Source organism: Virgibacillus senegalensis (genome assembly GCF_000821245.2).
GTDB lineage: Bacteria > Bacillota > Bacilli > Bacillales > Amphibacillaceae > Sediminibacillus > Sediminibacillus senegalensis.
Genome location: NZ_LN611425.1, coordinates 1,612,749 through 1,639,029 on the forward strand (window position 1 = coordinate 1,612,749; position 26,281 = coordinate 1,639,029).

Annotated in this window: 29 protein-coding genes and 1 other annotated feature; of the genes, 13 read left to right on the top strand and 16 right to left on the bottom strand. The window is 43.4% G+C overall.

Going from position 1 to position 26,281, the window contains the following annotated elements; genetic code table 11:
- Window positions 1–5: 5 nt before the first annotated feature.
- Entirely contained in the window at window positions 6–1,721 is a 1,716-nt protein-coding gene (locus BN1067_RS18975) for a peptide ABC transporter substrate-binding protein (RefSeq protein ID WP_053220363.1), read from the bottom strand.
- Between the two features lie 328 nt (window positions 1,722–2,049).
- Here BN1067_RS18975 and BN1067_RS18980 point away from each other — a divergent pair, with 328 nt between their 5' ends.
- A complete protein-coding gene (locus BN1067_RS18980) occupies window positions 2,050–2,418 on the top strand; it encodes a DUF3899 domain-containing protein (RefSeq protein WP_199868570.1) in 369 nt (122 codons plus the stop codon).
- 48 nt (window positions 2,419–2,466) lie between these two features.
- Window positions 2,467–2,689, top strand: a binding site (T-box leader).
- Window positions 2,690–2,777: 88 nt separating this feature from the next.
- A complete protein-coding gene (trpS, locus tag BN1067_RS18985) occupies window positions 2,778–3,779 on the top strand; it encodes a tryptophan--tRNA ligase (protein WP_053220365.1) in 1,002 nt (333 codons plus the stop codon).
- Between the two features lie 124 nt (window positions 3,780–3,903).
- Here trpS and BN1067_RS18990 read toward each other — a convergent pair whose 3' ends face one another.
- The 4 genes from BN1067_RS18990 to BN1067_RS19005 form a co-directional block, all read right to left on the bottom strand.
- Window positions 3,904–4,671, bottom strand: a complete 768-nt coding sequence (locus BN1067_RS18990) for a YjbA family protein (RefSeq protein ID WP_053220366.1) — start codon at window positions 4,669–4,671, stop codon at window positions 3,904–3,906.
- A 212-nt stretch (window positions 4,672–4,883) separates the two neighbouring features.
- Complete coding sequence (locus BN1067_RS18995) at window positions 4,884–5,084, bottom strand: hypothetical protein (protein ID WP_053220367.1); 201 nt, start codon at window positions 5,082–5,084, stop codon at window positions 4,884–4,886.
- Window positions 5,085–5,259: 175 nt separating this feature from the next.
- On the bottom strand, window positions 5,260–6,504 hold the full coding sequence (gene fabF, locus BN1067_RS19000) for a beta-ketoacyl-ACP synthase II (protein WP_053220368.1): 1,245 nt from the start codon (window positions 6,502–6,504) through the stop codon (window positions 5,260–5,262).
- Between the two features lie 35 nt (window positions 6,505–6,539).
- Window positions 6,540–7,475 (bottom strand): beta-ketoacyl-ACP synthase III, encoded by a 936-nt coding sequence (locus BN1067_RS19005; RefSeq protein WP_053220369.1) that lies wholly within the window; start codon window positions 7,473–7,475, stop codon window positions 6,540–6,542.
- A gap of 174 nt (window positions 7,476–7,649) precedes the next feature.
- On the opposite strand from BN1067_RS19005, the gene BN1067_RS19010 reads away from it, so the two are divergent.
- The gene (locus BN1067_RS19010) at window positions 7,650–7,886 is read left to right on the top strand and encodes a hypothetical protein (protein ID WP_053220370.1); all 237 of its coding nucleotides are present in this window, start codon (window positions 7,650–7,652) and stop codon (window positions 7,884–7,886) included.
- A 143-nt stretch (window positions 7,887–8,029) separates the two neighbouring features.
- Here BN1067_RS19010 and BN1067_RS19015 read toward each other — a convergent pair whose 3' ends face one another.
- Together BN1067_RS19015 and BN1067_RS19020 are read right to left on the bottom strand one after the other, a co-directional pair.
- Window positions 8,030–8,998 (bottom strand): BMP family ABC transporter substrate-binding protein, encoded by a 969-nt coding sequence (locus tag BN1067_RS19015; protein ID WP_234400735.1) that lies wholly within the window; start codon window positions 8,996–8,998, stop codon window positions 8,030–8,032.
- Between the two features lie 94 nt (window positions 8,999–9,092).
- Window positions 9,093–9,722, bottom strand: a complete 630-nt coding sequence (locus BN1067_RS19020; protein ID WP_053220371.1) for a hypothetical protein — start codon at window positions 9,720–9,722, stop codon at window positions 9,093–9,095.
- A gap of 220 nt (window positions 9,723–9,942) precedes the next feature.
- Between BN1067_RS19020 and BN1067_RS19025 the strand changes: the two genes are divergently transcribed.
- Window positions 9,943–10,119: a DUF2929 family protein gene (locus BN1067_RS19025; RefSeq protein ID WP_110943585.1), complete on the top strand. Its 177-nt coding sequence runs from the start codon at window positions 9,943–9,945 to the stop codon at window positions 10,117–10,119.
- Between the two features lie 73 nt (window positions 10,120–10,192).
- Here the strand turns inward: BN1067_RS19025 and BN1067_RS19030 are convergent, their stop codons facing one another.
- Complete coding sequence (locus BN1067_RS19030) at window positions 10,193–10,528, bottom strand: hypothetical protein (protein WP_053220372.1); 336 nt, start codon at window positions 10,526–10,528, stop codon at window positions 10,193–10,195.
- 130 nt (window positions 10,529–10,658) lie between these two features.
- On the opposite strand from BN1067_RS19030, the gene BN1067_RS19035 reads away from it, so the two are divergent.
- The 3 genes from BN1067_RS19035 to BN1067_RS19045 all read left to right on the top strand — a co-directional run bounded on the left by BN1067_RS19035 (window position 10,659) and on the right by BN1067_RS19045 (window position 12,837).
- The gene (locus BN1067_RS19035) at window positions 10,659–11,483 is read left to right on the top strand and encodes an undecaprenyl-diphosphate phosphatase (protein WP_053220373.1); all 825 of its coding nucleotides are present in this window, start codon (window positions 10,659–10,661) and stop codon (window positions 11,481–11,483) included.
- Window positions 11,484–12,005: 522 nt separating this feature from the next.
- On the top strand, window positions 12,006–12,413 hold the full coding sequence (locus BN1067_RS19040; protein ID WP_110943586.1) for a transposase: 408 nt from the start codon (window positions 12,006–12,008) through the stop codon (window positions 12,411–12,413).
- A 103-nt stretch (window positions 12,414–12,516) separates the two neighbouring features.
- Entirely contained in the window at window positions 12,517–12,837 is a 321-nt protein-coding gene (locus tag BN1067_RS19045; protein WP_053220374.1) for a hypothetical protein, read from the top strand.
- A gap of 142 nt (window positions 12,838–12,979) precedes the next feature.
- On the opposite strand, the gene BN1067_RS19050 is transcribed toward BN1067_RS19045, so the two are convergent.
- The gene (locus BN1067_RS19050) at window positions 12,980–13,291 is read right to left on the bottom strand and encodes a metal-sulfur cluster assembly factor (RefSeq protein WP_053220375.1); all 312 of its coding nucleotides are present in this window, start codon (window positions 13,289–13,291) and stop codon (window positions 12,980–12,982) included.
- A gap of 81 nt (window positions 13,292–13,372) precedes the next feature.
- Window positions 13,373–14,134 (bottom strand): alpha/beta fold hydrolase, encoded by a 762-nt coding sequence (locus tag BN1067_RS19055; RefSeq protein ID WP_053220376.1) that lies wholly within the window; start codon window positions 14,132–14,134, stop codon window positions 13,373–13,375.
- A 149-nt stretch (window positions 14,135–14,283) separates the two neighbouring features.
- Between BN1067_RS19055 and BN1067_RS19060 the strand changes: the two genes are divergently transcribed.
- From BN1067_RS19060 to BN1067_RS19070, 4 genes are all read left to right on the top strand, one after another.
- Window positions 14,284–15,123 (top strand): Cof-type HAD-IIB family hydrolase, encoded by an 840-nt coding sequence (locus tag BN1067_RS19060; protein ID WP_053220377.1) that lies wholly within the window; start codon window positions 14,284–14,286, stop codon window positions 15,121–15,123.
- 177 nt (window positions 15,124–15,300) lie between these two features.
- Window positions 15,301–15,450 (top strand): hypothetical protein, encoded by a 150-nt coding sequence (locus BN1067_RS20020; RefSeq protein WP_199868571.1) that lies wholly within the window; start codon window positions 15,301–15,303, stop codon window positions 15,448–15,450.
- Window positions 15,451–15,452: 2 nt separating this feature from the next.
- Window positions 15,453–15,656, top strand: a complete 204-nt coding sequence (locus BN1067_RS19065; RefSeq protein ID WP_053220378.1) for a DUF3813 family protein — start codon at window positions 15,453–15,455, stop codon at window positions 15,654–15,656.
- Window positions 15,657–15,846: 190 nt separating this feature from the next.
- Complete coding sequence (locus tag BN1067_RS19070) at window positions 15,847–16,110, top strand: NifU N-terminal domain-containing protein (protein WP_053220379.1); 264 nt, start codon at window positions 15,847–15,849, stop codon at window positions 16,108–16,110.
- Window positions 16,111–16,312: 202 nt separating this feature from the next.
- Here the strand turns inward: BN1067_RS19070 and BN1067_RS19075 are convergent, their stop codons facing one another.
- On the bottom strand, window positions 16,313–17,161 hold the full coding sequence (locus BN1067_RS19075) for a YitT family protein (RefSeq protein WP_053220380.1): 849 nt from the start codon (window positions 17,159–17,161) through the stop codon (window positions 16,313–16,315).
- A 406-nt stretch (window positions 17,162–17,567) separates the two neighbouring features.
- Here BN1067_RS19075 and BN1067_RS19080 point away from each other — a divergent pair, with 406 nt between their 5' ends.
- Window positions 17,568–18,428 (top strand): DegV family protein, encoded by an 861-nt coding sequence (locus BN1067_RS19080; RefSeq protein ID WP_053220381.1) that lies wholly within the window; start codon window positions 17,568–17,570, stop codon window positions 18,426–18,428.
- Between the two features lie 152 nt (window positions 18,429–18,580).
- On the opposite strand, the gene BN1067_RS19085 is transcribed toward BN1067_RS19080, so the two are convergent.
- The 4 genes from BN1067_RS19085 to BN1067_RS19100 all read right to left on the bottom strand — a co-directional run bounded on the left by BN1067_RS19085 (window position 18,581) and on the right by BN1067_RS19100 (window position 23,377).
- Window positions 18,581–20,086 carry an alpha-amylase family glycosyl hydrolase gene (locus BN1067_RS19085; protein ID WP_053220382.1) on the bottom strand — a complete coding sequence of 502 codons (1,506 nt, stop codon included), beginning with the start codon at window positions 20,084–20,086 and terminating at the stop codon, window positions 18,581–18,583.
- Between the two features lie 173 nt (window positions 20,087–20,259).
- Window positions 20,260–20,562, bottom strand: coding sequence for a mechanosensitive ion channel domain-containing protein (locus tag BN1067_RS19090; RefSeq protein ID WP_199868572.1), 303 nt, complete (start codon window positions 20,560–20,562; stop codon window positions 20,260–20,262).
- Window positions 20,563–20,964: 402 nt separating this feature from the next.
- Window positions 20,965–22,812, bottom strand: a complete 1,848-nt coding sequence (asnB, locus tag BN1067_RS19095; RefSeq protein WP_053220384.1) for an asparagine synthase (glutamine-hydrolyzing) — start codon at window positions 22,810–22,812, stop codon at window positions 20,965–20,967.
- 190 nt (window positions 22,813–23,002) lie between these two features.
- On the bottom strand, window positions 23,003–23,377 hold the full coding sequence (locus BN1067_RS19100; protein WP_053220385.1) for a YisL family protein: 375 nt from the start codon (window positions 23,375–23,377) through the stop codon (window positions 23,003–23,005).
- 214 nt (window positions 23,378–23,591) lie between these two features.
- Here BN1067_RS19100 and BN1067_RS19105 point away from each other — a divergent pair, with 214 nt between their 5' ends.
- Entirely contained in the window at window positions 23,592–24,788 is a 1,197-nt protein-coding gene (locus BN1067_RS19105; protein WP_053220386.1) for an ornithine--oxo-acid transaminase, read from the top strand.
- A gap of 154 nt (window positions 24,789–24,942) precedes the next feature.
- On the opposite strand, the gene BN1067_RS19110 is transcribed toward BN1067_RS19105, so the two are convergent.
- Complete coding sequence (locus BN1067_RS19110) at window positions 24,943–26,139, bottom strand: DUF418 domain-containing protein (RefSeq protein ID WP_053220387.1); 1,197 nt, start codon at window positions 26,137–26,139, stop codon at window positions 24,943–24,945.
- Window positions 26,140–26,281 lie beyond the last annotated feature (142 nt).

Below are 26,281 nucleotides of genomic sequence, written 5' to 3' on the forward strand. Positions count from 1 at the left end.
CAAGTTTATTCTTCGATATAAGCCCACTTATATGAGAAGTCTGCCCCCATTGGATTGAAAATTACGCCTTTAACAGATGGTCTCCACAAGTAAGCGCGGGAACGCTGGTACAATGGAGCAATTGCCGCATCATCCATCAGCACTTTTTCAGCTTCAAGGAAGTTGTCATAACGTGCAGACAGATCTGTTAACAACTCGTTATTAGCTTCTTTGATCAATGAATCATATTCTTTATTATCATAGTTCATTGTCATATATGGGCTGTCTGAAGTCCACATGTTCAACCAAGTGCTTGGGTCAAGATAGTCAGGACCCCAACCTGAATTTTGGATGTCGTAATCAGAAGCTTCATCTCTTGCAATACGCTCTTCAAATGGTACAGAAGAAATTTTGACAGTCAAACCTTCAAGTGTTTCTTCAAGCTGGTTCTTGATATAAGCATCCATTTCTGTAGCAGTTTCAGTATCGCCGCCTAGGTAGCCAAGCTCGATAGAGTCAACTTCCAGCTCATCAAGACCTTTTTGCCAAAGCTCTTTGGCTTGTTCTTTATCAGTAGTAAGCAAGTCACCATTGATATCACGGAAATCTTCCCCAGAATCAGGATGAGTCGTGAAATCTACCGGTACAGCTGCATTAGATACAATCGACCCATTGGCAAGGATTACGTCAACCAAATCTTGTTTATTGATTGCCATGGCAATCGCCTTACGGATGTTTTGGTTAGCAAGATATTCATTTGCCTGGTTCATCTTTAGATAGAACAATGTAGGTTCAGGAAGTGTACGATAATCTTCCGTACCAGCATACTGTTCAACAAATTCGGCAGTTAATCCAGCACGGTCTACCTCACCAGTGTCATACAAGTTAACTGCGGTACTAGTTTCTTTTACGACACTCACATTGATTTCTTCCAGTTGAACTGTATCAGCATCCCAGTAGTCTGGGTTCTTTTTAAGCGTCCATTGCTCATTTGCTTTCGGATCCCAATCTTCCAGCACGAAAGGACCGTTATAAAGTAAGTTATCAGAAGTAAGCGCATAGTCGTCGCCTTGTTCTGTAACGAACGCTTCATTTTGAGGTAAGTAAGTACCAAATGTAAGCAAACTGTGGAAATATGGTACTGCCTTTTCCAAAGTAATTTCCAATTCATAGTCGCTTACTGCTTCTACGCCTAGCTCTTCAACATCTTTTTCACCATTGTTGATAGCAGTAGCGTTTAACAATACGTCATTCATCATGAACGGACCATATTCGGATCCAGTTTCTGGATCAATTGCCCGTCTCCAAGCAAAAACGAAATCGTGGGCAGTCACTGGGTCACCATTCGACCAAACTGCATCTTCACGTAGTTTAATGTTCCAAGTCAAACCGTCTTCGCTTACTTCCGGTTCACCTTCAGCAATACCTGGGACGGGTTCAGCATTCTCACCTAGACGGTATAGACCTTCCATTGTTTCCCCTAAGTATTGGAATGCAACTGCGTCAGTTGCGTGAGAAGAATCCATTGTAGGAATCTGCGAGCTATCAAGCAAGTTCAATACCTGTTCGCCGCTAGCTTCTCCGCCTTCTTCTGAAGTACCTTCTTCTGTTTCAGTACCTTCTTCCGATGATGTGTCATCACCGCTGCTGCTCTCCTCGGAACTTGATCCGCCGGAACATGCTGCAAGGAAAACACTTAGTAGTAGTGCCATTGCAAGCAATAGCCAATTTGCCTTTCTCATGAAGTAAATGACCTCCCCTTAGATTAAATTTTCTAAATATTTTTGCAGATGTTACATCCACATTTTGAATTATACAAGTTTTCATACAATTTTGCATCATTTTTTTTACAAAAATTTTATTAAACCGCATAAACGTTGCATTCATATTACATAAATAGTACTTTTGGACTAGCTATTTGTCATTGTTTTCATGTTGGTACGAAACCACATCAAGTCGATAAATGGTAATGTTTTGTTTCCTGCGGTTGATTTCCTTTCATATGAATTATTTTACCGTTTGTCCAATCATGCTATAATACTTCATATCTATGGAAAAGTTGGTGTATGTATGAAGATTCTTCAAAATAAATGGGCCCTGCTAGGAATAAACCTTTCTGTCTGCCTGCTTGTTTTCCTTCTCACTGCTCCTGGATTGCACTTGGAGTACCTGATCAATATCTTGTTTTACTTTGGCGGATGCTGGCTGTTTGTCGGCTTATTTTTATGGGTACTGCACGGAGGATTTTTTGACGGAGTTACCTATGGATTCATCAAAGCCTTAGAGCGTAAATCGAAACAAAGAGATTACTTATCAGAAACGAAAGCAATGCCTTCCGAGAAAGTCAGCATTGCTTTTGTTAAAGCGGTCTGTTTCCAGGGGATCTGTTTACTTGTTTTGATGCTGATTTTCCTCGCTTGGTTCTATGCTGCCCTGTAAAACTTGCAATACAATGGGATTTTTTATATACTTCAAGTACAAATTAGATAGCAGGCGATGAAAAAGATGAGGTACATTTTCCCGCTGGTTTTCAGAGAATCTGTGGTTGGTGCAAACAGATACCAAGGAACAATGGAATTGGGCTTTTGAGCTGTGATTGGCATCGTTATTTGTTAATCACCGCGTCTCCGGCGTTACAGGGAGCTTTAGCAATTGAGCGATCTCTTTATGGAGATAATTAGGGTGGCACCGCGGTTCATTCGTCCCTTCGAAAGAAGGCAGAATGAGCTTTTTTTGTGCTCAATTCCTGCTTGATACCTTCCCTTATCACGCCGTAACACTATGAAGAGGTGAGTTAATTGAAAACTATATTTTCGGGAATCCAGCCGAGTGGAACATTAACACTTGGCAACTATCTTGGAGCAATGAAGCATTTTGTCGATTTGCAGGACGAAAACAGTTGTTATTTTTGCATTGTCGATGAACATGCGATTACCGTTCCGCAAGACCGATTAAAGCTGCGGGAAAATATCCGTTCCCTGGCGGCTCTTTATTTGGCATCGGGAATTGATCCGGAGAAATCGACATTGTTCATTCAATCGGAAGTGGCAGCCCATACTCAGCTGGGATGGATGCTGCAGTCTATCAGTTATATCGGTGAACTGGAACGGATGACACAATTCAAGGACAAATCGTCCGGGAAAGAAGCAGTATCTTCATCCTTACTGACGTATCCGCCGCTGATGGCTGCCGATATCCTGCTTTACAAAACAGATATCGTCCCAGTGGGCGATGACCAAAAACAGCATTTGGAGCTGACCCGTAATTTAGCTCAACGATTCAATAATAAATTCAACGACATTTTCACCGTACCGGAAATAAGCATCCCAAAAACAGGTGCCAGAATCATGTCCTTACAAGAGCCGACCAAAAAAATGAGCAAATCGGATACGAATCAAAAAGCTTCCATTTTCATGCTGGACGATGAGAAAAAAATCGAGAAAAAGATCAAAAGTGCCGTTACCGATTCAGAAGGAATTGTGACTTTTGACAAGGAGAACAAGCCAGGCATTTCCAATCTGCTGGCAATCCACGCAAGCTGTACCGGTATTTCCATCGCTGAACTGGAAGCCAAGTATGATGGCAAGGGATACGGCGAATTCAAACAGGATACAGCTGAAGCAGTCATTTCTGTTCTCAAGCCGATTCAGGAACGTTATTACCAGCTGATTGAGTCACAAGAGCTTGACGATATTCTAGACAATGGAGCAGACAAAGCAGGACGAACAGCAAATAAGATGCTTGCAAAAGCTAAAAAAGCAATGGGCCTTGGCAGAGTCAAAAAGAAACCTAATAAATAATGCAGTAAACTATTGGTGTAACGGAACCCCGAAGAAAAGGTTGTCATCCTCTGCAGGGTTCCGCCAACTGGGCTTGTTACAAATCAAAAGAGAGACCGGCAGATTCTTCCGGTCTCTCTTTTATTTAAAGCATCCGTTTATACGTATTTTGCTGTTCCTGATTCTGTTCCAGCTCATACATTTTTTCAAAAAAAGGTTGTCCTTTTATCAGCTTTGCGCAAAGTTCCTCATGGGAACTGCTCCACCCAGCGCTAACTCCTTCATATAAGGCCTTCCACGCTTCCTCGAAATCCATTTGCCTGATTTGTGAATATCGTTCGGGATTCCATTCTGTCAGCCAATACCGGACTTCTGACAGGTTTTTGGTACCCTCCAACTGATCAAGAGCCATCATCAGCAACTGCTTGAGTTGCCTTTCCTTCCGTGTTAAACCGAGCACCGAATCAGGAGGCAGGGATAAAATATGGTACTCCTTTTCCTTTTGCTCTGGTGAGAACGAAAATTCGAGTCTGCTCGTTCCATCAATCAAGTCGTAAACAAGCCGTTCTTGTCTAGGAATCAACCTGCTCTTTCTTACTGGTAAGTGGTAGCCCATCGTGTCGATTGCCAGAATGGATTGTCCGTTTGTAATAACACATGCATATTCCAGCGGAATCCGTTCCTGGTTTTTTCGCAAATAGGCGCGTTGATATACTGCTTCAAGCATGCTTTTCGGCAAATCCTGCAAATCATTTTCAATATAATGATACAGCATGTCATCAATATAAAGAACAGGAACTTGGTCAAGCAGTTCAATGCCGTCTTCTTTTCTCCATTCATGGAATGCACAAACGTTATAGCCGTTTTCTTCGCCTTCAAACCAATTCACCCATACGTCGTGTAAATACAACATGTCGAACCCCCGCTTTATTAATTGGATCGTTAGAAAATTGCGGCCATCTCAAGCCTGCCGGCATTCCTTCATGCTGTTTGTTATCTTATCCTGTACCGCTAGTCGGCATGGCCGGAAAGTGTGAACCGTACAATATATTTCTGAATTGTTTAAGATACATTATGGCCAATAAAGGAATATTTATTCTAACTAACCTAATAATTAACAGGTAATTATCCAGGATACTTATAGATCGCAATGATGATCAGCAGCAGCCCGAGCGGGAGAAAGTAACATTCCAGCCTGCCCACGGCAAATAAAAAGTAATCAATCCAGGAAAGACCTGCAGGAATAAAATTCAAGTAGAGGATCAACGTAACCCCGCCCGAAACAGCCAATCCGAAACCCACCAGAAACAATGTAAGAAAAACCAAGAAACTCCCTCCTGCCTGTCCACCTTGTTCATTAATTCATATGTATGTAGGACAGGCAGTTCTAATACCCGTAAGTTTTGGTAAGACTTTCGGTTCGTCATGCAAAAACAGCTGATATTTTTTTCGCATAAAAAAACCTTATTCCCCATTGAGGGAATAAGGTTTTTAAAAAGTTTTATGCATCCTGGTATTTTTTGAAAATAAGTGTCGCATTATGTCCGCCGAAGCCAAGCGAGTTACTCAAAGCATATTCATATTCCTTCTGTCTCGCTTGATTAGGAACATAATCAAGATCACATTCTGGGTCTGGTGTTTCCAAATTGATCGTTGGTGGCAGAATGCTCTCATTGATGGACTTAACAGAAATAATTGCTTCTATTGCGCCAGCAGCTCCTAACAGGTGACCAGTCATTGACTTGGTTGATGAAACAGCTAATTCCTTGGAGTGTTCACCGAAGACTTGTTTGATTGCTTTCGTTTCAAATGGATCGTTTAGTTCTGTACTCGTTCCATGAGCATTGATATAGGCAATATCAGAAGCCTCAATGCCTGCATCGCTTATTGCCTGATTCATTGAACGGACAGCACCTTCCCCTTCCGGAGCAGGGGAAGTAATATGATAAGCATCTCCAGCCGAGCCGTAACCAACTATCTCGCCATAGATTTTCGCCCCGCGCTGTTTAGCAGATTCCAATGTTTCAATAACAAGTACTCCCGCTCCTTCACCCATGACAAATCCGTCACGGTTTTTGTCGAACGGACGGCTCGCTGTTTTCGGATCCTCATTGAATGTTAAAGCTTTTGCAGTCGAGAAACCAGCGAAAGCCATTTTCGTAAGCGGTGCTTCTGCCCCGCCAGTGATCATGACATCAGCATCTCCGCGTTGAATTACTTTGTAGGCGTCTCCAATAGAATTGGTTCCAGATGCACAAGCCGTTACCGTACAAGAATTGATGCCTTTTGCACCTAACTGAATCGAGATCTGACCTGCGGCCATGTCCGGAATAAGCATTGGCACAAAGAACGGACTGACCCTGCGATATCCTTTTTCCTGAAATTTTTCAAATTGTTCTTCGTATGTCTTCATGCCGCCAATACCGGATCCGACCCAGACACCGACACGTGGTGCAAGTTCTTCTGTAATATCCAAGTTGGCATCCTTGACCGCCATTTTCGCTGCACCGACAGCGTATTGCGTAAACAAGTCCATCCGCTTAGCTTCTTTTTTCTCCATATAATTGACCGGATCCCAATCCTTCACCTCACCGGCAACTTTTGCTGGAAAATCGTCTTTATCCACTTTTGTCACTAAATCGATTCCGGATTTTCCTTCTATAATGTTCCCCCACATCGTATCGACATCATTACCGACAGGGCTGACAGCTCCCAGTCCAGTGATAACTACACGTCTATTTTCCATTTTTTTGCTCCTCCTTCACTATCCCGTGACTATAATTATCTTCCATATTTAAATGCAACCGCACCCCATGTGAGTCCTCCGCCGAAACCGACGAGTACGACCAAATCATCTTCCTTTATTTTACCGTTTTTTACGCCTTCAGACAAAGCAATCGGAATCGATGCTGCCGAGGTATTTCCGTATTTTTTTACAGATGTCGCCATTTTTTCTTCTGGGATACCGAGTTTTTCGCGTGCTGCTTCCATGATTCGGATGTTTGCCTGATGAGGAATTAAATAATCTACGTCTTCTCGTTGGTACCCGGCCTTTTCAACTACATTCACAGATGACTCCGGCATCTGACGTACCGCGAACTTAAACACCTCACGGCCGTTCATGCTCAAGTAATCCTTATCCTGGTACAAATATTTACCGCCTGAACCGTCAGCACCCAATTCAAATGATAAAATGCCACGGTCATCGCTGACTTCCCCGATAACAGCTGCTCCGGCACCGTCGCCAAACAAGACGCTAGTGTTACGGTCCGTCCAGTCAGTGATTTTCGACAGTTTTTCCACTCCGACAATAAGAATGTTTTTATAAACGCCGGTATCGATAAACTGCTTAGCTGTTACCATGCCGTACATAAAACCTGAGCATGCGGCACTCAAATCCATCGCTGCCACCTTATTAGCACCCAGTCTATCCTGCAGCATGCAGGCTACGGAAGGAAACGGCGTGTCAGGCGTTACTGTCGCCACCATAATCATATCAAGATCTTTCGCAGTGATGCCGGCATCTTCCATCGCATTGACAGCAGCTCTATAAGCCATTTCAGAAGTATCCATATCATCTTCAGCAATTCTTCTCTCTTCAATGCCGGTTCTTGTCCGGATCCATTCGTCCGTAGTATCGACCATTTTTTCCAGATCAAAATTGGTCAGAACTTTTTCCGGTACATAGTGCCCGGTACCTGTAATACCTGCCCTCATATATTTCCTCTCCTCATCCATCAGAGTTTACTATCAATTATTAAGACTTGGTACTAATTTTAATTGATTTGTATATTTTATTCAAGTTTTTCACTGACTATTCCGGTCTATCCGGGATGGAAGCCTTCTCGTTACAGCCCCCTTTTCCATAAACTAAAAGTGGAGGTGAGAAATATGGCTGAAAGAAACCAAAACAGCAGCGGTCCTGGATTCAGCCGCTTTGATGAAATGATGTTCGGCCCACGTAGGTCTTCCCAAGCAAGAAAAGAGCCTGGAACCCCCGTGAACAAAGCTGCAGAAGCAGAATCCTTTGATTTGTTTGGTACAGCGCAGACCATGATGGAAACTTATCAGCAATTATCCCCTTATGTGAAAGAGATATCCGGATTGATTAAACAATTCAAAAAATAACAGCCATCCGCCGAAAGGCTGCGTCCGTCCTTAACGGACGCTCTTTGTTCGTATTTGGAACAGCTCGCGAACGTTGACCAAAATAAAAAGACTGCCTGCTTGTCCAGCAATTCGGCAGCCTCTACCTATGATCTCCATGGTTCCTATTTCTCATTTGGCAAAAGACCGGTTTCTTTATAGCGGTCAATCGCTTCATTTATCTCCTCGACAAAGCTTTCCGGGACTTCGGAGCTGAATTCGCCCATGGTGATCCCGCCTTCCTGATAGTCGTACGTTTCCACATCCCCTGTCAGATCGCCTTCATTAAATTTCTTTGCCGTTTGTAAGTAAACATCATCTACATGCTGAACGGTGCTAGTCAAAACCGTTCGTTCGCCCAGGTCGGATTGATCTGTAACATAACCGATCGCATATAGCCCTCTTTCCCTAACTTCATTAATCACCTGTACACTGAATTGATCTCCTGTCGGATAAAAAACATCGACATCTTTATCGGCCATTTGATCCAGCATTCCCAACGCACTTTCACTATCGTCCCAGCTGTTGACAAAATTCATATGTACATAGGCGTCAGGATTTTCGTAATTGACTCCTTCATAAAAGCCCTCGATTTCCGGCTGCCATTCAAAAGCACCGATCAAACCGACATTGTTGGTGGAAGTCATTTTCCCGGCGACCATCCCGCTGAAGAACCCCATGGCATGGGAATTAAAATTGACTGAAGTCAAATTATCGCCAGTATATCCCCCATTAAAGTAGACGAAATGAATATCTGGGTATGCTTCATTGATTTCATCGAACATTTTCCCATAACTACTGCTGTGGCCAAAGATCAAATTAATTCCCTGATTCGAGAATTCCTCGACAGCACGATTGACATCCTGCTGTGTTTGAATGCCCTCTTTAAAATAAACGTCCACATCATATTCTTCTTTGATTTTTAAAAGTCCCTGATATCCTTTATTCCCCCACGCCTGATCATGAATGGTGTTTTCTACCAGCATGCCAACCCTGTTTATTTCTCCTCCACCGAGGGTAGAACAGCCGGAAACCAAAAGGAAACAGAGACCAGTCAGGATGACAAGCGGAACAAAACCGTATCTATTATTCACCGTGTGCACTCCCAATCGGTCAGTAATCTCTAGTACTATTCTACCGTTTAACCGCGAGCCCGTAAACGCTTCAAATTATTACATTCTGATTACATTAATAAAAAGGCTGATATTTTTCATAATGCTCATCCAGCCTTTTCATCCTTTGCTCCTGCTCCTTTCTTGGGATGACGGGAATAATCTTAGCGGCAGCTTTTCCAAGCTCTTGTTCTTTACCGGCTGGACAAATGATAAGGGGCTGATTCTGCTCTTCCTCCAACAGTGGCAGCAACTCCTCACAAAAATCTTCGATATAGACAGCTTCCGTACGGAATTCTTCTGAATTGAAAAGGACCGTCCCGCCATCCTGTCCGGGAAAACTGTTCTGCGATCTCGGCATCCATTCACCATATAGCATCGGTAGTTCAATATGAAAGCATTCATCCGAGTTCAAGCGGTCCTGCTTTTTCCTGCTTAAAATGAAATGATTGGCGTTCAGTCCGGCTGTTTTTGTCCCGCCATCCAATTCAATTACAGCGGCCAAAGACTTTCTTCTCTGACTGTCTTTAAACTCCTCGATTGTTCCATATAAATGAAAAGAGCTGTTCCGGGCAAGAAATGCCCAAAAGTTATCTTGTTTGGCAGTTACCGGTTCCCCGATGCCGATCACCTCATCCCCTCGTTGCAATAGCTTCTGACATAGATGAAAGCCAATCCAGTCAAAACATGGCAAAATCAAATACATATGCCGCCCACCTCTTTTCCTTTTTTTCAACTATTACTCAGAATAGATGGATTATTTTATGATCATTTTATTTATATAGCGATGCCCCCATGCATGTTGATGGATCCTTGATTCCATAAAACCACAGATTTGAACTTAAAATTAAAATTTTTTATATTTATTTTTAAACAGGCTCGTGCTAAACTTAAGATTAGAATGTGTTAAAAATGAGGTGAAATGATTGCGTTATCTTTGGACAGTTATCTGGTCATTTTTACTTAGCTTTTTGATTTCGTATGTATTATCAAGCATGGGTGGAGCTGAATCTCTCCCATTCGATCAGGTGCTTGTGTTAACAGTGATTTTTTCTGTAGCAATTTTTCTTTTAGGCGGTGCCTTGAAGGAAGAAACAGAATAGGCTGCTTCTGCTGCCAATTTGGAAACCCTTGCCCACAAGGAGTCGTCGGCAAGGGTTTATTATTCGAAAATTTTTAAAACCAAGGTAATGCACTTAGAGCGACTAGTGCTGTCAATGGCAGGATTAAGCGTTGAAAACGGCCTGGCCCATATCCGTAACCGTATCCGGGGTAACCGTAACCAGGATAACCATAGCCTGGGTAATACCCAAACTGCCGATCGTTTCCATAGCCTGTGTAATGCTCTTGGATAGCTGTCTGTACCGGAACCGCCAGATAGACAAAATCTTCATCCAAATCGACGACGATTCCGTCCACTTTTGTCCCATCGTTCAATTCAGCAAGGACATAGGAATTCATATGTGATTTGCATAGCTCATATATATGGTGGTGGCTGTGCGGCCTGTTCATTCTTACTACCTCCTTCACACTTTAGCCTATTCAGAAAAGATTGGGTGTGTGACAGGAGTATTCTCGATTAAAAACAACAACGAAAATATCTTAGTTAAAAGTATCGCTATAGAAAATTGGGAGGAAAAACATGGAGTTTGCCAATGATTTCTGGATTTTAGTCAAATATATCGTTTTAGGATTGTTTCAAGGATTTACAGAACCAATACCGATTTCCTCAAGCGGACATCTCGTCCTGCTGAGAAACTTATTTCAATTGGATATACACGGCCTGTCTTTCGAAATTTTGGTCAATGCCGGTTCGTTGATTGCCGTATTGCTTATCTACAAAAATGACATTCTCCGTTTAATTCAAAACGGTTTTCGTTATTTGTTCACCAAACAACCGGACACACGGGATGATTTTAATTTTATTTTGTACTTGATTGTCGGCACTGTTCCGGCAGGCGTCATTGGAATTTTGTTCGAGGATCAAATTGAACGGGTCTTCAGCATACCACAGATGGTTGGCATTACCTTGATCGTAACAGGAATTGCCTTGTGGATCATTCGAAATATAAAAGGTTATAAAAACGATGGTGAGATTTCGTTCAAAGATGCGATTATCGTCGGTTTTGCTCAGGCGGTCGCGCTTATACCGGGAATAAGCCGGTCCGGTGCCACAATCGTGGCGGCCATGCTGCTTGGCATGCATAAAGAAACCGCGCTTCGGTATTCGTTTTTGCTTTATATCCCGGTAAGTCTCGGAACGCTTTTACTCGGTGTAGAGGATATAATAAGCGACGAGCAGTTCAGCACCCTATTCATCCCTTATTTGCTTGCGTTTATGGCTTCCATTGTGGCCACTTATTATTCTTTACGATGGTTTATGAATATCATGGCAAAAGGAAATTTAAAATACTTTTCCTTTTATTGTTTTATCGTCGGAATCCTGGCATTTTTGTTTCTCAGATAAAAATAGGCTGTCCAGCATGTTACCATGCGGACAGCTTTTTTTATAAGTCAAAGCTTTCCTTGGCAGTATTCTCTGAGAAATAGAAGCTGTTCCTTGCGAAGGAAATACCGAAGACGCCTCGAAAATACAAACCGATTACCATTGTACGATGTATCGCTGCCGCAGTCTTCCTTGTCCGGCGGGAGGAATGGCCATGGTGCGATCCCGTTAAAAAACCCTTCGCGATTTTGCGAGGCCACTGAAAAAGTCCTTTTTATCTAAAGTGGCTGTCAACGCTCGTTGTTGATTCCGCGAATCGCTTGTCGGTGGATGCTTGCCGCGGGCACGGCCTCAGCTAACTTGGTCAAGAAGATCACTTGACCAAGTTAGCTGAGGCTCGCGCTGTTCCCGCAGGCGTCACCGCCGCTCGCTCATCGTGGAATTTCCAAGAGCCAATCTAAAAAGAGTTGATTTTCTTTGTTTAAAAAAAGAAAATCACAATCTTTTTTCTTGTACAAGGAATACATAAAAGGGAGAGATTCGATGTTAGACCGTCAATTATCCATGAGTTTAACTCAGTATGAAGGCCTCTACGATATAGTGGTCACTAAGGATCAACTTCCTCGGGAAATGAATGAGCTTATCGATTTTTCCTTCGTTTATGACGAACGGAAGGACAAATACTGTCATGACAAAGGACGGAACGTTGTTCATCCCATTCGTATGTTCAAATACCTTCTCCTGAAAAACATTTATACGTTGTCTGATGTGGGTCTCGTGGAACGAGCTCAGGTCGACATGTCCTTCAAGTATTTCCTTGCAATGGCTCCAGAAAATGACGTCATTGACCCCAGCTTATTAGCACACTTCCGTCGCAAACGTCTTAAAGACACAAACCTTTTAGATCTCCTGATTGGAAAACGGTGGAGGTCGCTCTTGAAAAAGGCATGATTCAATCGAAGTCTCTTATTCTTGATGCGACGTACACCTAAGCTCGATACAATCAGACATCTCCTCAATAAGTATTGCGCAATCGTTCCGAAACGTCCGAAAAATGATTTATTCCGTCGATGAATCGATGAAGCAAAAGTTTCCAGAGAAACCAACTGTAGATACGCTTGAAGCTGAGTTAGACTATCCAGAACGCCTTGTCGAAGTCATTGAAAAAGAACCAAAGCTCGTCTTTATCCCCAAAATCAAAGAACCGGTGAACTTACTTAAAGAGACGATTGCCGTTGACCAACTGGAACTACAAGAATCACCAGATCCTGATTCCCGTTTGGGGTCTTCGAGTCTCGAAGTCATGCGCATTCAAGGTGCGATGGCGATTTTCACGGCAAACGTAAAACGAATTGTTGAACTAATGAGGGAATAGAGGGCACAAACCTTTAAAAATTAGACGAAAAGCGGTCAGTGTGGAAATTAATTTCCGCCCTGACCGCTTTTTTAAAATTCTACCTATCATTAAACTTCAGTTTTTCAGTGGCCTTGCGACGTGCAAGGGGTTTTAACCATTATTAATCTGGAATGCCGAGAGCGATTTTGGCATATCTGGACATCCGGTCTTTCGACCAAGGCGGATTCCAAACGATGTTAACATTGGTTTCCTTAACTTCTGGAATGTCGCTCATCACAAATTTAACATCTTGTTCAATATGGCCAGCCAGCGGGCAGCCCATTGCAGTCAATGTCATAGTCACTGTCGCCACTCCGTTTTCGTCTAAATCGACACCATATACTAAGCCTAAATTCACAATATCTATCCCGAGTTCCGGGTCAATAACGTTCTCAAGGGCACCCATCAAGTTTTCCTGCAACGCTTCCTCCATGATACAAACCTCCTTGATATTGGTTCTTCTTATTATAAACACATATCCGACATTTTTTAAATGATAATCCTTGCTGATCCACTACAATTGCATTTCAAACCATTTGACCGTCTCCAGTATAGCAAACCTGCTTACTTTATGCCCACGGCCGACCTCACGTAAAAATCGGATGCTTTCCGGATTTTTATAATAAGGAACGACTTCCTTGTAAAAACTGTAAGCATGATCAAATGGGACGACGGGATCTGCTTCGCCATGCCAAAAAAACAAAGGCCGTTCATATAATTTATCCTGTTGCTTCGACAAATCTATTGGCTCAAGCTGGCGATAAACAGCATTAACTTCTTCGTCTGTCATCATAAAGTCAGAGCTGCTTTTCATTTGGTCAACCAAAGCTTGGGCATAGTCGGTTATTTTTGGTGATCCCATCAATATAGCAGATGCTTTAATCCATGGATACTGCGTCAAAGCAGCTGCAGTGGTAATCCCACCCATGCTGGTACCGGCAAGGCCAAACCGACCATTAAGTAGCATATTCTTTTCTTCGAGGGTGTCCTTGATCATCTGTAAGTCCTTGATGTTCTGCCCAACAATATCAAAGAAGCGGACATTCATTTCATTAGTTGACAGATCCTCTGCCCTGTCTCCATGGAGCATGCTGTCCGGAAGAATGACCCGGTAACCTTTTTCCGCGAGCAAATATGCAAGTGGCAGATTATGTTCTTTCGCACTGGTATAACCGTGGAAATATGTAAGTACTGGCAGCGGTTCGCCGCTTTTTTCTGCATCGACAACAACTAGAAGCGGTATTTCATTCCATTTTTCTCTGCTTACGGTGATCATGTCTTCTTATCCTCTCATGAATGGTATGTTTATAATTCCATGATAATCGTTACGTCCTAAACATGCAAAACAAACAGTAAATTTAACCCATTCTTTACAGATAACCTGTTCACCGATAAACTATACTTACATAAGAGGTGATATTATAAATGAAAACCAACCAGCACTTGATAGCATTGGACCTGGATGGAACCTTACTAACCGACAACAAGGTAATTAGTGAAAAAAACAAAAATGTCATCATGCAGGCAAAGCAAGCAGGACATATTGTAGTAATCTCCACAGGCAGACCACACCGTGCCAGTATTGATTATTACCATGAACTCCAACTGGACACTCCTATGGTCAATTTTAACGGCGCTCTGATTCACCATCCGTTAGATGATAAATGGGATGCTGTCCATTCTCCACTTCCGAACAGGACAGCAAAGGCAATCATCCAAACGTGTTACGACTTGGAGGTTAACAATATCATGGCCGAAGTGGGGGACGATGTATTCCTTGATCAGTATGATGAAGAATTAATGGAAATTTTCCATACCGATCAGGCCAATCCTGTCACCGTCGGCAGTTTGAAAAACACCTTGGATGAGGACCCGACTTCTCTGTTGATCCACCCCCAGGAGGACCATATCCAAGCGCTTCGATCCCATTTGGATGACAAACACGCTGCCGTAATCGAGCACCGTAAATGGGGCGCGCCTTGGCATGTGATTGAAATTGTGCGCAAAGGCTTAAATAAAGCCGTTGGCCTGGACAAAATCGCCCATTATTATGATATTCCGCAGTCGCGAATCATTGCTTTTGGAGACGAAGACAACGATCTGGAAATGATTGAATATGCCGGCGTCGGAGTTGCAATGGGAAACGGCATCGATGAATTAAAAGAATTGGCAAACTATGTAGCGGATACTAATGAAGCAGATGGAATCGGTAGTTTCTTGGAAGAATACCTTCAGCTTGGGACGAAAAGCACGAGTGCCAGATAATCCTTTTTTCGTATGGCATCATTTTCAAGTCATTCTTTTCCCGCATAAGTCGATACTAAGCTTGAACGCAGCAGCGTTCAGGCTTTTTTATTGGTATTCCGGCGCCAATGTTGCAATAAAGAGTTTGTTGCCTGGATCACAGGTTTTCCGCAGACATTTCTATCAGGGGGAATGGAAATGAGCAAAAAAAGCAAGTCAAAGCGATTTACGCAACAAGGGGCCGATTCGGTAAAAAGACACGATGAACGTTTCCCCTATCGGGAGCGCTTTACCGATGTGGAGCGTAAAGAGGAACAAGCAGACCAACATACTCTGGGAGGTTTTTAACGATGGCAAACAATTTCATGGAGCAAGCTAGAAATGCTATGAACCGTTTAACCAACATGACAAATGGCGGCCAGAATATTAGCGAACAGGATAAACAAGCAGCTCGTAATGCGATCCAATCTGCCTATACAAGCGCTTCTCCTGAAGAACAAGAACAACTTCAACAATTAGAAGAGCAGCTTAATCGTCATAACCAAATGCAATAACCTGAAAAGGCGGCCCCAACCGGGTGCCGCCTTTTTAACCATTTTGCAGAAGAACGTTAGAGCCGACAAAAATCGATTATTATTACCCAGGAAATATTGAAGAGAGGTTACACTTCCCTTTCCTCCCTTTTGCAAATAACAAAATTCTGCTATTATGGACATAAATCTGTGTTACATAGGAGGACTAAGCATGAGTGTACGAGCGGAAGCTACGCCTAATCCGAATGCAATGAAATTCACTACGGATTCCATGATCTTTGAAGGGAATAACAGTGTGTCCGTGATGGCTGGCCAGACAAGTGAGCATCAGGTACTGAACGATCTGATGGAATTGGATGGAGTCGACAATGTTTTCGGGTTCCAGAACTTCATCACCGTCAACAAGAAATTTGACGCCGAGTGGGAACAGCTCACCGAGCAAGTAGAAGCCATTTTAAACGAATACGGCTATTAAGTTTTTCACCAGCACTATCTAATTAAAAAAAGAGCTGTCCAAGTAGGTATAAACTTACTTGGCAGCTCTCTTTTGTAAATGAAAGGTTCCAGGTCCTCTGGGAAGCAAGGCAAGTAAAGCTTTTCCGGGAACACACCTTGCCTCTCGAACCCTCCTCCCTCTTTATGCGAGTCACCGCTATATTAGTGACAACTGCTTTGTATTAATCGTTCCGCCGAAAGAAACCGAATATTCCAGTCGTCTGCACAACATTCGTGAATGCTTGTGGATCTACTTCTGAAATAATTCGCTCCAAATCGTACAGCTCATACCTGGTGATGACAAGCACCATCATATCTTTGTCTTCCCGTGTATAGGCCCCTCGAGCAGGCAAAATCGTAATCCCGCGAATCATTTTGTCATGTATCGCCTTTTGCAGCTCTTCAGCTTTTCGAGTGACGATCATCGCTGTCACTTTTTCGTGACGGGTATGGAGAGCATCGATTACCCTTGTCGTAACATATAATGTCAGCAGCGTATATAAAGCATTCTCCGCTTCATATAATAGGCCCGCAATAATAATGATGCCACTGTTGATAATCATAAAGAAGTTGCCGATTGGTTTGTCTTTCATCCGTGACAAAACCATTGCCACGATATCGAGGCCCCCAGTGGAAGCACCCCATTTCAACGTCATTCCAACCCCGATACCTCCGATGACACCTCCAAAAACAGCATTTAAAATAATGTCTTCGGATAACGAACGGATTGGTAGCAGTTCAAGAAAAACCGTGGTGAATATGACCGAGATTACACTGTAAATCGTAAAACCTTTCCCAACTTTGTACCATCCTAAAATGGCAACCGGTATATTTAAAATAAATAATATGATACCAGTACTAACTCCTGTTATATTGAAAAAATCGTGAAAAATACTTGATATAAGCTGGGCGATTCCTGTAAAGCCGCTGGCGTACACATTCGCAGCAATCAGGAAAAAATTTAGTGCTATCGCATTCAACAATGCCCCCACCATTACAATAAAAATTCTTCTCGCTTCAATGAAAAACATAACTGCCTCCTTCTTGTATCCCGGTCAATGCCTCCCTGCCTTCCTGCAGGAGTGGCAGCTCCCATAATAAATCAACTTTTTTATTGTTTCTCCTTATCACCATAATCCGGCTCTTTTTTCCTACAAGTGTTCTTATCGTTTCCATATGTAGCAAAAATAAGCTTCTCTTTTCCATACCCAGCTAAACGTGCGGATAATCGGCAGTATGGTATTTACCACCGCGAAATCCTGTTGAAGCACAAAAAAGTTTTGACTATCCATATTGGGAAGCTTACACTATATGTAAACTGCACTTATTTATTTCATTGCAAAATGGATGCTGCTTCACAGGCACATTCAACCGATGGTTTCTTCGCTGAAACCTTTTTATCCGCAATAAAATTGATCTGAATCGAGGGTGGAAAACATGAATGTAAAAATTATCACCGACTCTGCGTGCGACCTTTCGCAAAGCCATTATGAAAAATACAACATTGATATGGTATCACTGACTGTCGAACTCGACAATAAAAACTTTGAAGACGCTAGGACAATTTCTGCAAAAGCTGTGTATGATGCGATGCGCGGCGGGAAAGCACCTAAAACATCCCAGGTTAGTCCCCATAAGTTCCGCGAAGCATTCGAAAACTACGCAAAACAAAACCAACCATGCCTTTATCTTGCTTTTTCCTCAGAACTTTCCGGTACATATAATGCAGGAAGAATGGCTATGCAGGAAGTCAAAGAAGATTATCCTGATTGGGAAGTAGAGGCAATCGATACCCATTGTGCGTCGCTCGGCCACGGATTGGTTGTCCTGCGTGCCGCACAGCTCGCACAGGAGGGGGCAAACCTTTCTGAGGTTATAGAAGTAGCCACGTATCACGCCAATCACATGGAGCACATCTTTACAGTAGATGATCTGGAGTATTTATATCGTGGCGGCCGGGTTAGTAAAACGGCAGCATTTGTCGGTTCACTATTAAAAATCAAACCACTTTTGCATGTCGAAGACGGCAAACTAATACCATTGGAGAAAATCCGTGGTTCTAAACGGGTATTGAAACGAATGGTCGACGTAATGGAAGAACGCGGCACGAATTTGCAAAACCAACCAATTGGCATTAGCCATGGTGATGACCTCGCAAGTGCCGAGCAGCTGGCTGAAATGATAAAAGATCGTTTCCATACAGAAGAAATCCATATTGAAATGGTCGGTTCGGCAATCGGAGCCCATTCCGGTCCGGGAACCCTTGCCTTGTTTTTCCTAAACGATGACTATCAATAATTGTTCTATCAAAGGGCGGCACGCTTCCTTCTCGAAGCGTGTCGTTTTTTGGATACCTTTTTTTAAAGCGGGGTCAGTCCCCTCCAAGAACTTCGCGGTTAATAGGAAGGAAGCTGCTCCGTCATAAGACCGTAGCAGCTTCCTTATTTCAACTATTCTGCCTTTGTCTTTTGTTTCTTTTTAAGCAAAATAACCATTAATACAAATCCGCCAAGCACTACCAAGATAAAGGAAACAAACAACCAATTGATCCCCTTGTCATCCTCGATGATATAAACTTCAGCTGTTTCTCGGTCGAGTCCGATTTTGTACTTGCTATCAGCATCTGCACGCACTGTCTCATCATGAAGCAGGCCACGCAGTTGTTTACCTTGTTCCACCTCATCTATTGTCACTGCTTTTGTGCTCGTATCATTGTTTATGGCAAAGTAGACCGTTTCTCCTTCGTAACTGCGTTTAAACAAACTCATTGCCCCGTTGCTTCCGACCAATTCCATGTCCCCTTTGGTAAATGGAACAAACTGTTGACGAAGTGCTGACAAACGCTCAATATATTGGCTCAATTCCTCATCACCGCTGTTTAATTGGGCCGTTCGGTGGTCAGGTCTATTCACTCCGTTGTCCATGGCTACTTCTGACCCTTGATACACAATAGGAGTTCCCGGTCCCAAGTATAGATAAGTCAATCCCAATTTCCACCTGGTTACCGGATTTTGATCTTGATTCACTGCCATTCTGGTAAAGCGGGCCGTCAGTTGACTGTCAAGCACCATGCCATTTGCTGCAGTGTCTTCCACGTCCGACAGGGCTGTCAGGTCATTCCCCGGGGCTTGGAAAATTTGACCAAGTTTCTGAGCTTGCTGATAATCGATTAATAAATCCACTCCTGCTTGCCGATATTGCTCTATCCCTTCATCATCGGCATTCTTCCAATCTGCCAAAAGCGAAAATCCCTCTCGTTCCGCCCGCATCGCTTCCGAAAATTCTGCGACAAATGCAGCAGGAGTATCCGGTTCAATCCCAATTCGAAACCCGTCCATCCCTGTTTCATTCAACCAAAATCTTCCTGCCTCCGTCAAAGCCTGGATAACTGCTTCATTCTGCAAATTCAGCTGTGGCAAACCATCAATCCAGGGGGTTTGAAGCTCCTCTGCTTGTTCCGTCTGCCCATCCACTCTCTCTATGTACCACTCTTGCTTTTCCTTCTGATCAAGCCAAGGATGGGAGGAAGCGGTATGATTTACCGGGAAATCCATAAACACTTTCATTTCACGCCGATGTGCTTCCTCCACCAGTTCAACAGCAGTTTCCAAGTTACCCGCGTGCTGTTCCATCGCTTGAAAATCTGTTACCCAATAACCATGATACCCCTCATCTTGGTTCTCCATCAGCGGACTGATATTAATGGCAGTAAATCCTTTCTCTTTTAAATCATCCAGCTTGGAAATAATTCCTTGCACATCGCCTCCATGTAGGGCGTTCGGGTCGTCAATGTTGATGTTATCATCATTATCAAAATCCACATTCACAAAGCGGTCTACCATAATGTAATAAATCGATTCTTCTGCCAGTGCATCTTCTTGTTCTACAGCGGTTACTGATTGTGAGTAGAAAAGAAGAAACGGCAATACAGCTACAGCTGCCATTAACTTCTTCACGGTTCCGTTCCTCCAATATCTTATTGTTTTAACGGGCTCTTCCTGGATGCCCCTGCTAATTTCGATGATAATAAAGCTGCCTGGCGCAAACTGTCTTAGAAAACAAATTCATTGGCGCCAGTACTGTTTAGTGTAAACGTGACAGCTTATAGAGACAACCGACATTTTTGTGACTATTCCCGGATTCTGCTTACCACATCAGCGTCTATACTGCGAACAAGCAAATCTCTTTGTGGAAAGGGTATTTCAATCTCCTGTTCTTTCAATTGATCATAAATGCGAAAGTTCAAGTCACTTTTCGTTTCAGGGTTCGATATCCAAACATATAATTCGAAATCAAGGGAAGAATCACTGAAACCGATAAAATTAACGAACGGCTCTGGTTCGTTTAAAACAAACTCCGAATCAATTTCCACTTCTTTTGCCACTTCTTCCAGGATTCTCTTTACTAAATGAACATCCGTCCCATAGACCACCCAATGGAATCGACAAACGAAGACGGGGATCGGTAAAGGAGCGGTTTATAAGGAGTTGGGCATGATTATATGTTCGTTCTCGATCGTTCTCATGATGGTGCGCCCAACGTATCATTAGTATGACAAATAAAATCAATAAAGCGGCCATATATTTTGCCAAAACAAACGTAATCCTTGAAAATCTATAATGGTCTTCTCCTTCGATGAAGTAAAGTAAGCTTAAGGATCTCTTCTAATATTAAAAACATATTGAGGAATATTTTTCAATGAAGAGAGCGATATAAAAGGTGATGGTAACTGCGTTAACCCTCTTACATGACTTCTCCGCATTTGCCATCGCAGCTCAAGCAGTTACATCGCGATTTGCATCAAAAAAGCGCCCCCTTTAGGCGCTCTTTGTGTTTAGGATTCTATTGTTATTTGATAAGTACGCAGCCAGTGATCGATTTGTCCAAGATGAGCCAGTAGCTGCGGACCGGTCATTAGCTGACCAAACCACGGCGCCTCTATTTGCTTTCCTTCTGTTTGAATCAATTTTTCAATTGCTTTGCGATCAAACAGTTCGAACAACCTTGCATCCGAATCCCTGCTTATTTCCTCAAGCCAGGAAACCACTGCTTTCGTGTAGACGGGATGATGGGTTTTAGGATAAGGACTCTTTTTCCGATAGAGGATTTCCTCCGGCAACAATCCCTCTAATGCTTTTCTTAAAATCCCTTTCTCCCTTCCGTTATATGTCTTGATATCCCATGGGATATTCCAAACATATTCTACTAAACGATGATCACTGAACGGTACTCTTGCTTCGAAGCTTGCCCCCATACTCATCCGATCTTTTCTATCCAGCAGCGTCGGCATGAACCAATGCATGTTCAGATAAAACATTTGCCTGCGCTGTTTTTCCAGGGGACTGTCCCCATCAAACTGCGGAGTGCCATCTATCGTTTCCTGGTACCGTTTCAACATGTAATCCTGTAAGTCCAGTTTTTGTTTCCATTCCGTTGTAAGTAAAGAGCGGCGCACTTCAGATGAACGAATCCACGGAAACCCTTCACGCGCTAAATCATCTTCACGGTAAAACCATGGATACCCACCGAAAATTTCGTCCGCACATTCTCCGGACAATGCAACCGTCACTTCCTGCTTTGTCTGCCGGCAAAACCACAAAAGCGATGAATCGACATCAGCCATGCCGGGTAAATCACGCAGTTCCACCGCTTCCTTTAGCATAGCAGCCAATATCTCGTTATCCATCACAAATGTATGATGATTCGTAGAACTAAACGTGCTCATCTTTCCGATAAAGTTCTTATCGCTATTCGGCTGGAAAGAGCTTTGTTTAAAATATTTATCATTGTCCTGATAATCAATCGAAAAGGTCGAGAGAGGCCCTTTCCCATTAGACTTCAAATAGTTGGCAGCAATAGCTGTTATCGCACTCGAATCTACTCCGCCTGACAAAAACGTACCAAGCGATACATCCGATACCAGCTGTCGTTCGACCGCATCAATCAACAAGGATCTGATTTTCTCTGCCGTTGTTTCCACATCGTCTTCATGCTGCCTGCTGACAACGTTCCAATAACGATGTGTTTGAAAACCATCCTGGTTAAAAACACCGATATGGGCAGCGGGGATTTCGTTGATTCCCTTGAACACCCCGTGTCCAGGAGTCCGGGAAGGACCAAGGGCAAGCACTTCGCTCAATCCTTCCTGATCCAGCACCGGTTCTACTTCCTGATGGGCAAGTAATGCTTTAATCTCGGAAGCGAACAAAAGCCCTTCTCCGTGCTGTTTAAAAAATAAAGGCTTTACTCCAAGGCGGTCTCTTGCCATAAACAACTGCTGCTTTTCCGAATCCCAAATGGCAAAAGCAAAAATCCCGTTTAATTTTTCGACGCAAGCTTCTCTCCACTGCATGTAACTCTTCAATAACACCTCTGTATCAGAATGAGAAGCAAAGCTCCAGCCTTTTTCAAGCAGTTCCAAACGCAAATCTTCCGTATTATAAAGTTCCCCATTGTAAACCATGATGAAGTTTGTTTCTCCAAGCCGGCACTCCATCGGCTGCTTTCCCCCTTCAGGGTCGACAACGATCAATCGTTGGTGGCCAAACGCAGCATGCTTGGAAAACCATTCATTGTACTCATCGGGTCCCCGGTGCTGGATGGAACCAGCCATTTTGCGAATGGTGGTGATTTCTCCAGATAGGTCACGCTTAAAATCTACCCAGCCTGTGATTCCACACATATACAAAAACACACCCTTTCTTTTAGCCCTCCTACATGCTTATGATAAAAACGCCCAGAGTGTGTCTAAAGGTATGGCTCTACTATTCAGTCAGCCATTCCCTATTTTTTCAGTTGGAAATTACTATGGAAACAAATCCACCAAAAAACACCGCCCCCCGGAATATCCGAGGAGACGGTGTTTTACGGACTTAAGACATGAAGTGAAGGCCGAATGGAAGTCTGCCGAAACCTAAAACCAAAACAATCAGTACGGCAATAGCAAACTGAACCCATAACCCCATTACCGGCTTTCCTTTACTGTATTTTACAGCAATCATTTCCATCGCTGCAATCACCCAAATTCCTGCCAATCCTTTGACGATGACCTCTCCGAGCATATAGCTTTGCTGGAAATAGTACATAATCAAATCTCCGCCAGAATACAAAATCAACAGATAATCGAGTCTCAAAATCATTTGTAGGATTTTTGCCGGCTTGTTTTTCCCTTGCTTATAAAACATCATAGCAAGTCCAAACAAAATAAACGCTAATACCCAAGACGTAATATGTAGATGCGTCGTCATGACGTACCTCCTTTTTATTCAATCAAGGCTATCATATCATTTTTTCCTGAACTTTTCATTTGAAAAAATTGTGACTTCTTTCTGCCTTTCTATAACGCACTGGCAAGCTAACGAGGAATATCGAAATCATTTTACCGAATTTTTTGAACTTCCTATATAAGAAAAAACTGTTATAATTGAAAGCGTATGCTTAACTTTGAAACGGAGGGATACCATGGTACGATCTAGTCAGGAAATCATTGATCAAACACAGGAATATGGAGCTAAGAACTATCATCCGCTGCCCATAGTGGTTGCCAAGGCTGAAGGGGTTTGGGTAGAGGATCCCGAAGGTAACCGCTATATGGATATGCTTAGTGCATATTCTGCAGTCAATCAAGGACACCGGCATCCCCGCATCATTGATGCGTTAAAGCAGCAGGCAGACCGTGTAACCCTGACATCACGAGCGTTTCATAACGACCAATTAGGTCCATGGTACGAAAAAGTTTGCAAACTTACCAATAAAGAGATGGCACTGCCGATGAATACCGGAGCCGAGGCAGTGGAAACGGCGATAAAAGCAGTCCGGCGCTGGGGCTATGACGTAAAAGGCATCAACGATGGCCAGGCAGAAATCATCGCCTGCACCGGGAACTTCCACGGCAGAACGATGACGGCCGTTTCCTTGTCCTCAGAGGATGAATACAAGCGCGGATTCGGTCCTATGCTTCCGGGAATTAAGTTGATTCCATACGGTGATATCGAAGCGCTTAAAGAGGCTGTCAACGAAAACACAGCGGGCTTCCTGGTCGAACCAATACAAGGCGAAGCAGGCATTATCATCCCGCCGGAGGGGTATTTAAAACAAGCTTACGACTTGTGCAAGCAAAACGATGTACTGTTCGTCGCCGATGAAATCCAGGCTGGTCTAGGAAGAAGCGGAAAAATGTTCGCCTCTGACTGGGAACAAGTATCCCCAGACGTATTGATACTGGGTAAAGCGCTTGGTGGGGGCGTATTCCCGATTTCCTGTGTGGTGGCCAATAAAGATATACTGGGTGTATTCAACCCTGGTTCACACGGTTCGACATTTGGAGGAAATCCACTTGCTTGTGCTGTATCGCTCGCCGCACTTGACGTCATCGAAGAGGAAAAGCTGGCAGATCGCTCGCTAGAACTCGGAAATTACATGATGGGAGAACTGGTTAAAATCAAAAACCCCGTCATAAAAGAGGTCCGCGGAAAAGGACTGTTTATCGGCGTCGAACTAACGGAATCCGCCCGGCCTTATTGTGAAAAACTGAAAGAAAAAGGATTGCTTTGCAAAGAAACACACGAAAATGTCATTCGCTTTGCTCCTCCGCTAACCGTCAAGAAATCAGATTTGGAGTGGGCAATCGACCAAATCAAGCAAGTACTAGAATCATAATTAACGAATAATAGATACAGGACATAACCAAATAGGAAGAACAAGAATCCGAACAGTCTGATTCGTGCAATGAAAAGCTGCTGAAACGCGGTATGTGTACGCAGACTACTGTTCGGATTTTTCCTGTCCCATTGCCCTAAAAGATAATTCAACGCTAACCAACAGACTTGGAACGTTTCTTTAACGGCTGTTTTTCCTCATACGTTAAACTGCGCCATACCCACTCGGCAGGTCCAAAACGAAACCGCTTGAACCACCAGTTGCTGAACAATATCTGGAGAATGAAGATCACGAGAACGAATACAACCGAATAGATTGGGCGCACTGATCCATACAATCCTATCCCCGTATTGTAAAACAGAAAGAAACAAATCAGCGACTGTGTCAAATAATTCGTGAGCGACATCCTCCCTACCAAGGTAAGCGGGGAAAACAACTTTCGGCCAGATTTATAGCGGAATGCCAGTGTGACCGACAATACATAAAACAATGCGGAGGCACTCCCGCCGATTGTTCGTTTCGCCTCGCTAAGCCATAGTGGATTGCCGAACACATAGGGACCTGCTTTCAGGAGGACAAAAACAACACCGGTGAGTATCCAAAGCCGTACCAGCACCGGTCGATATCGTTCGATGTCATGAAGCCATCGTTTACGGGCAATATACATGCCTAGTAAAAACATTGGCAGCAAGCTGCATGTCAAAAACAAATAGGCTATCCCTCCATTTGTATACAGCCAGTCCACTGCATTTTGCCGCCAAATGTCCATGAGAGAGCCTTCCCCGTAATTGGCCATGGCCGCTGTAATACGCTGGCCATCCCCCGTCGAAACCTCAGATAAAAATTTTCTCGCCATAAATGAAATCATCGTTAGGAACCCAGTCGGAATGAAAAGAAGACCCAAGCTCCACCTCAACAACGTTTGGTTCTTTCGTCGGTAAAAAGCAAACAGCAAAAATCCAATAATTCCGTACGACAATAGAATATCGCCATGCCAAATTAGGAAGGCATGAACCAAGCCGAAACAGATCAGTACCACCAACCGGCGAACCAATACATGGACGGGATTAAATTTTTTTGCCTGCAAGCGTTCGTACATTGTTTGCATACCGAATCCGAACAGGAATGAAAATAGCGTATAGAAGCTAGCTTGGAAAAGGATCTCGATTCCGGTTTGCACGATGTGATCCACTTCATTGTCCCAGTATTCTTCCGCACCGCCATACAGAAAAAACGGCGCATTGAAAGCCGGCACATTGACCATGAAAATGCCGAGAATAGCGAAGCCCCTCGCAGCATCTATCCACGCAAGTCGGTCTTTATCATGGAGTGGAAATCCTGATTGATTCATTCTAGTCCCCCTGTTTCTTCCAGATAGTTTTCTGTCTACTGCCATTTTATCTAATTCCTTTGTCACATACCAAGAAATTTTTCCGGGCAGTTGAACAGTTTTGTCATGGCATCATAAAGTGATACAAAGGAGGAATCGTGCT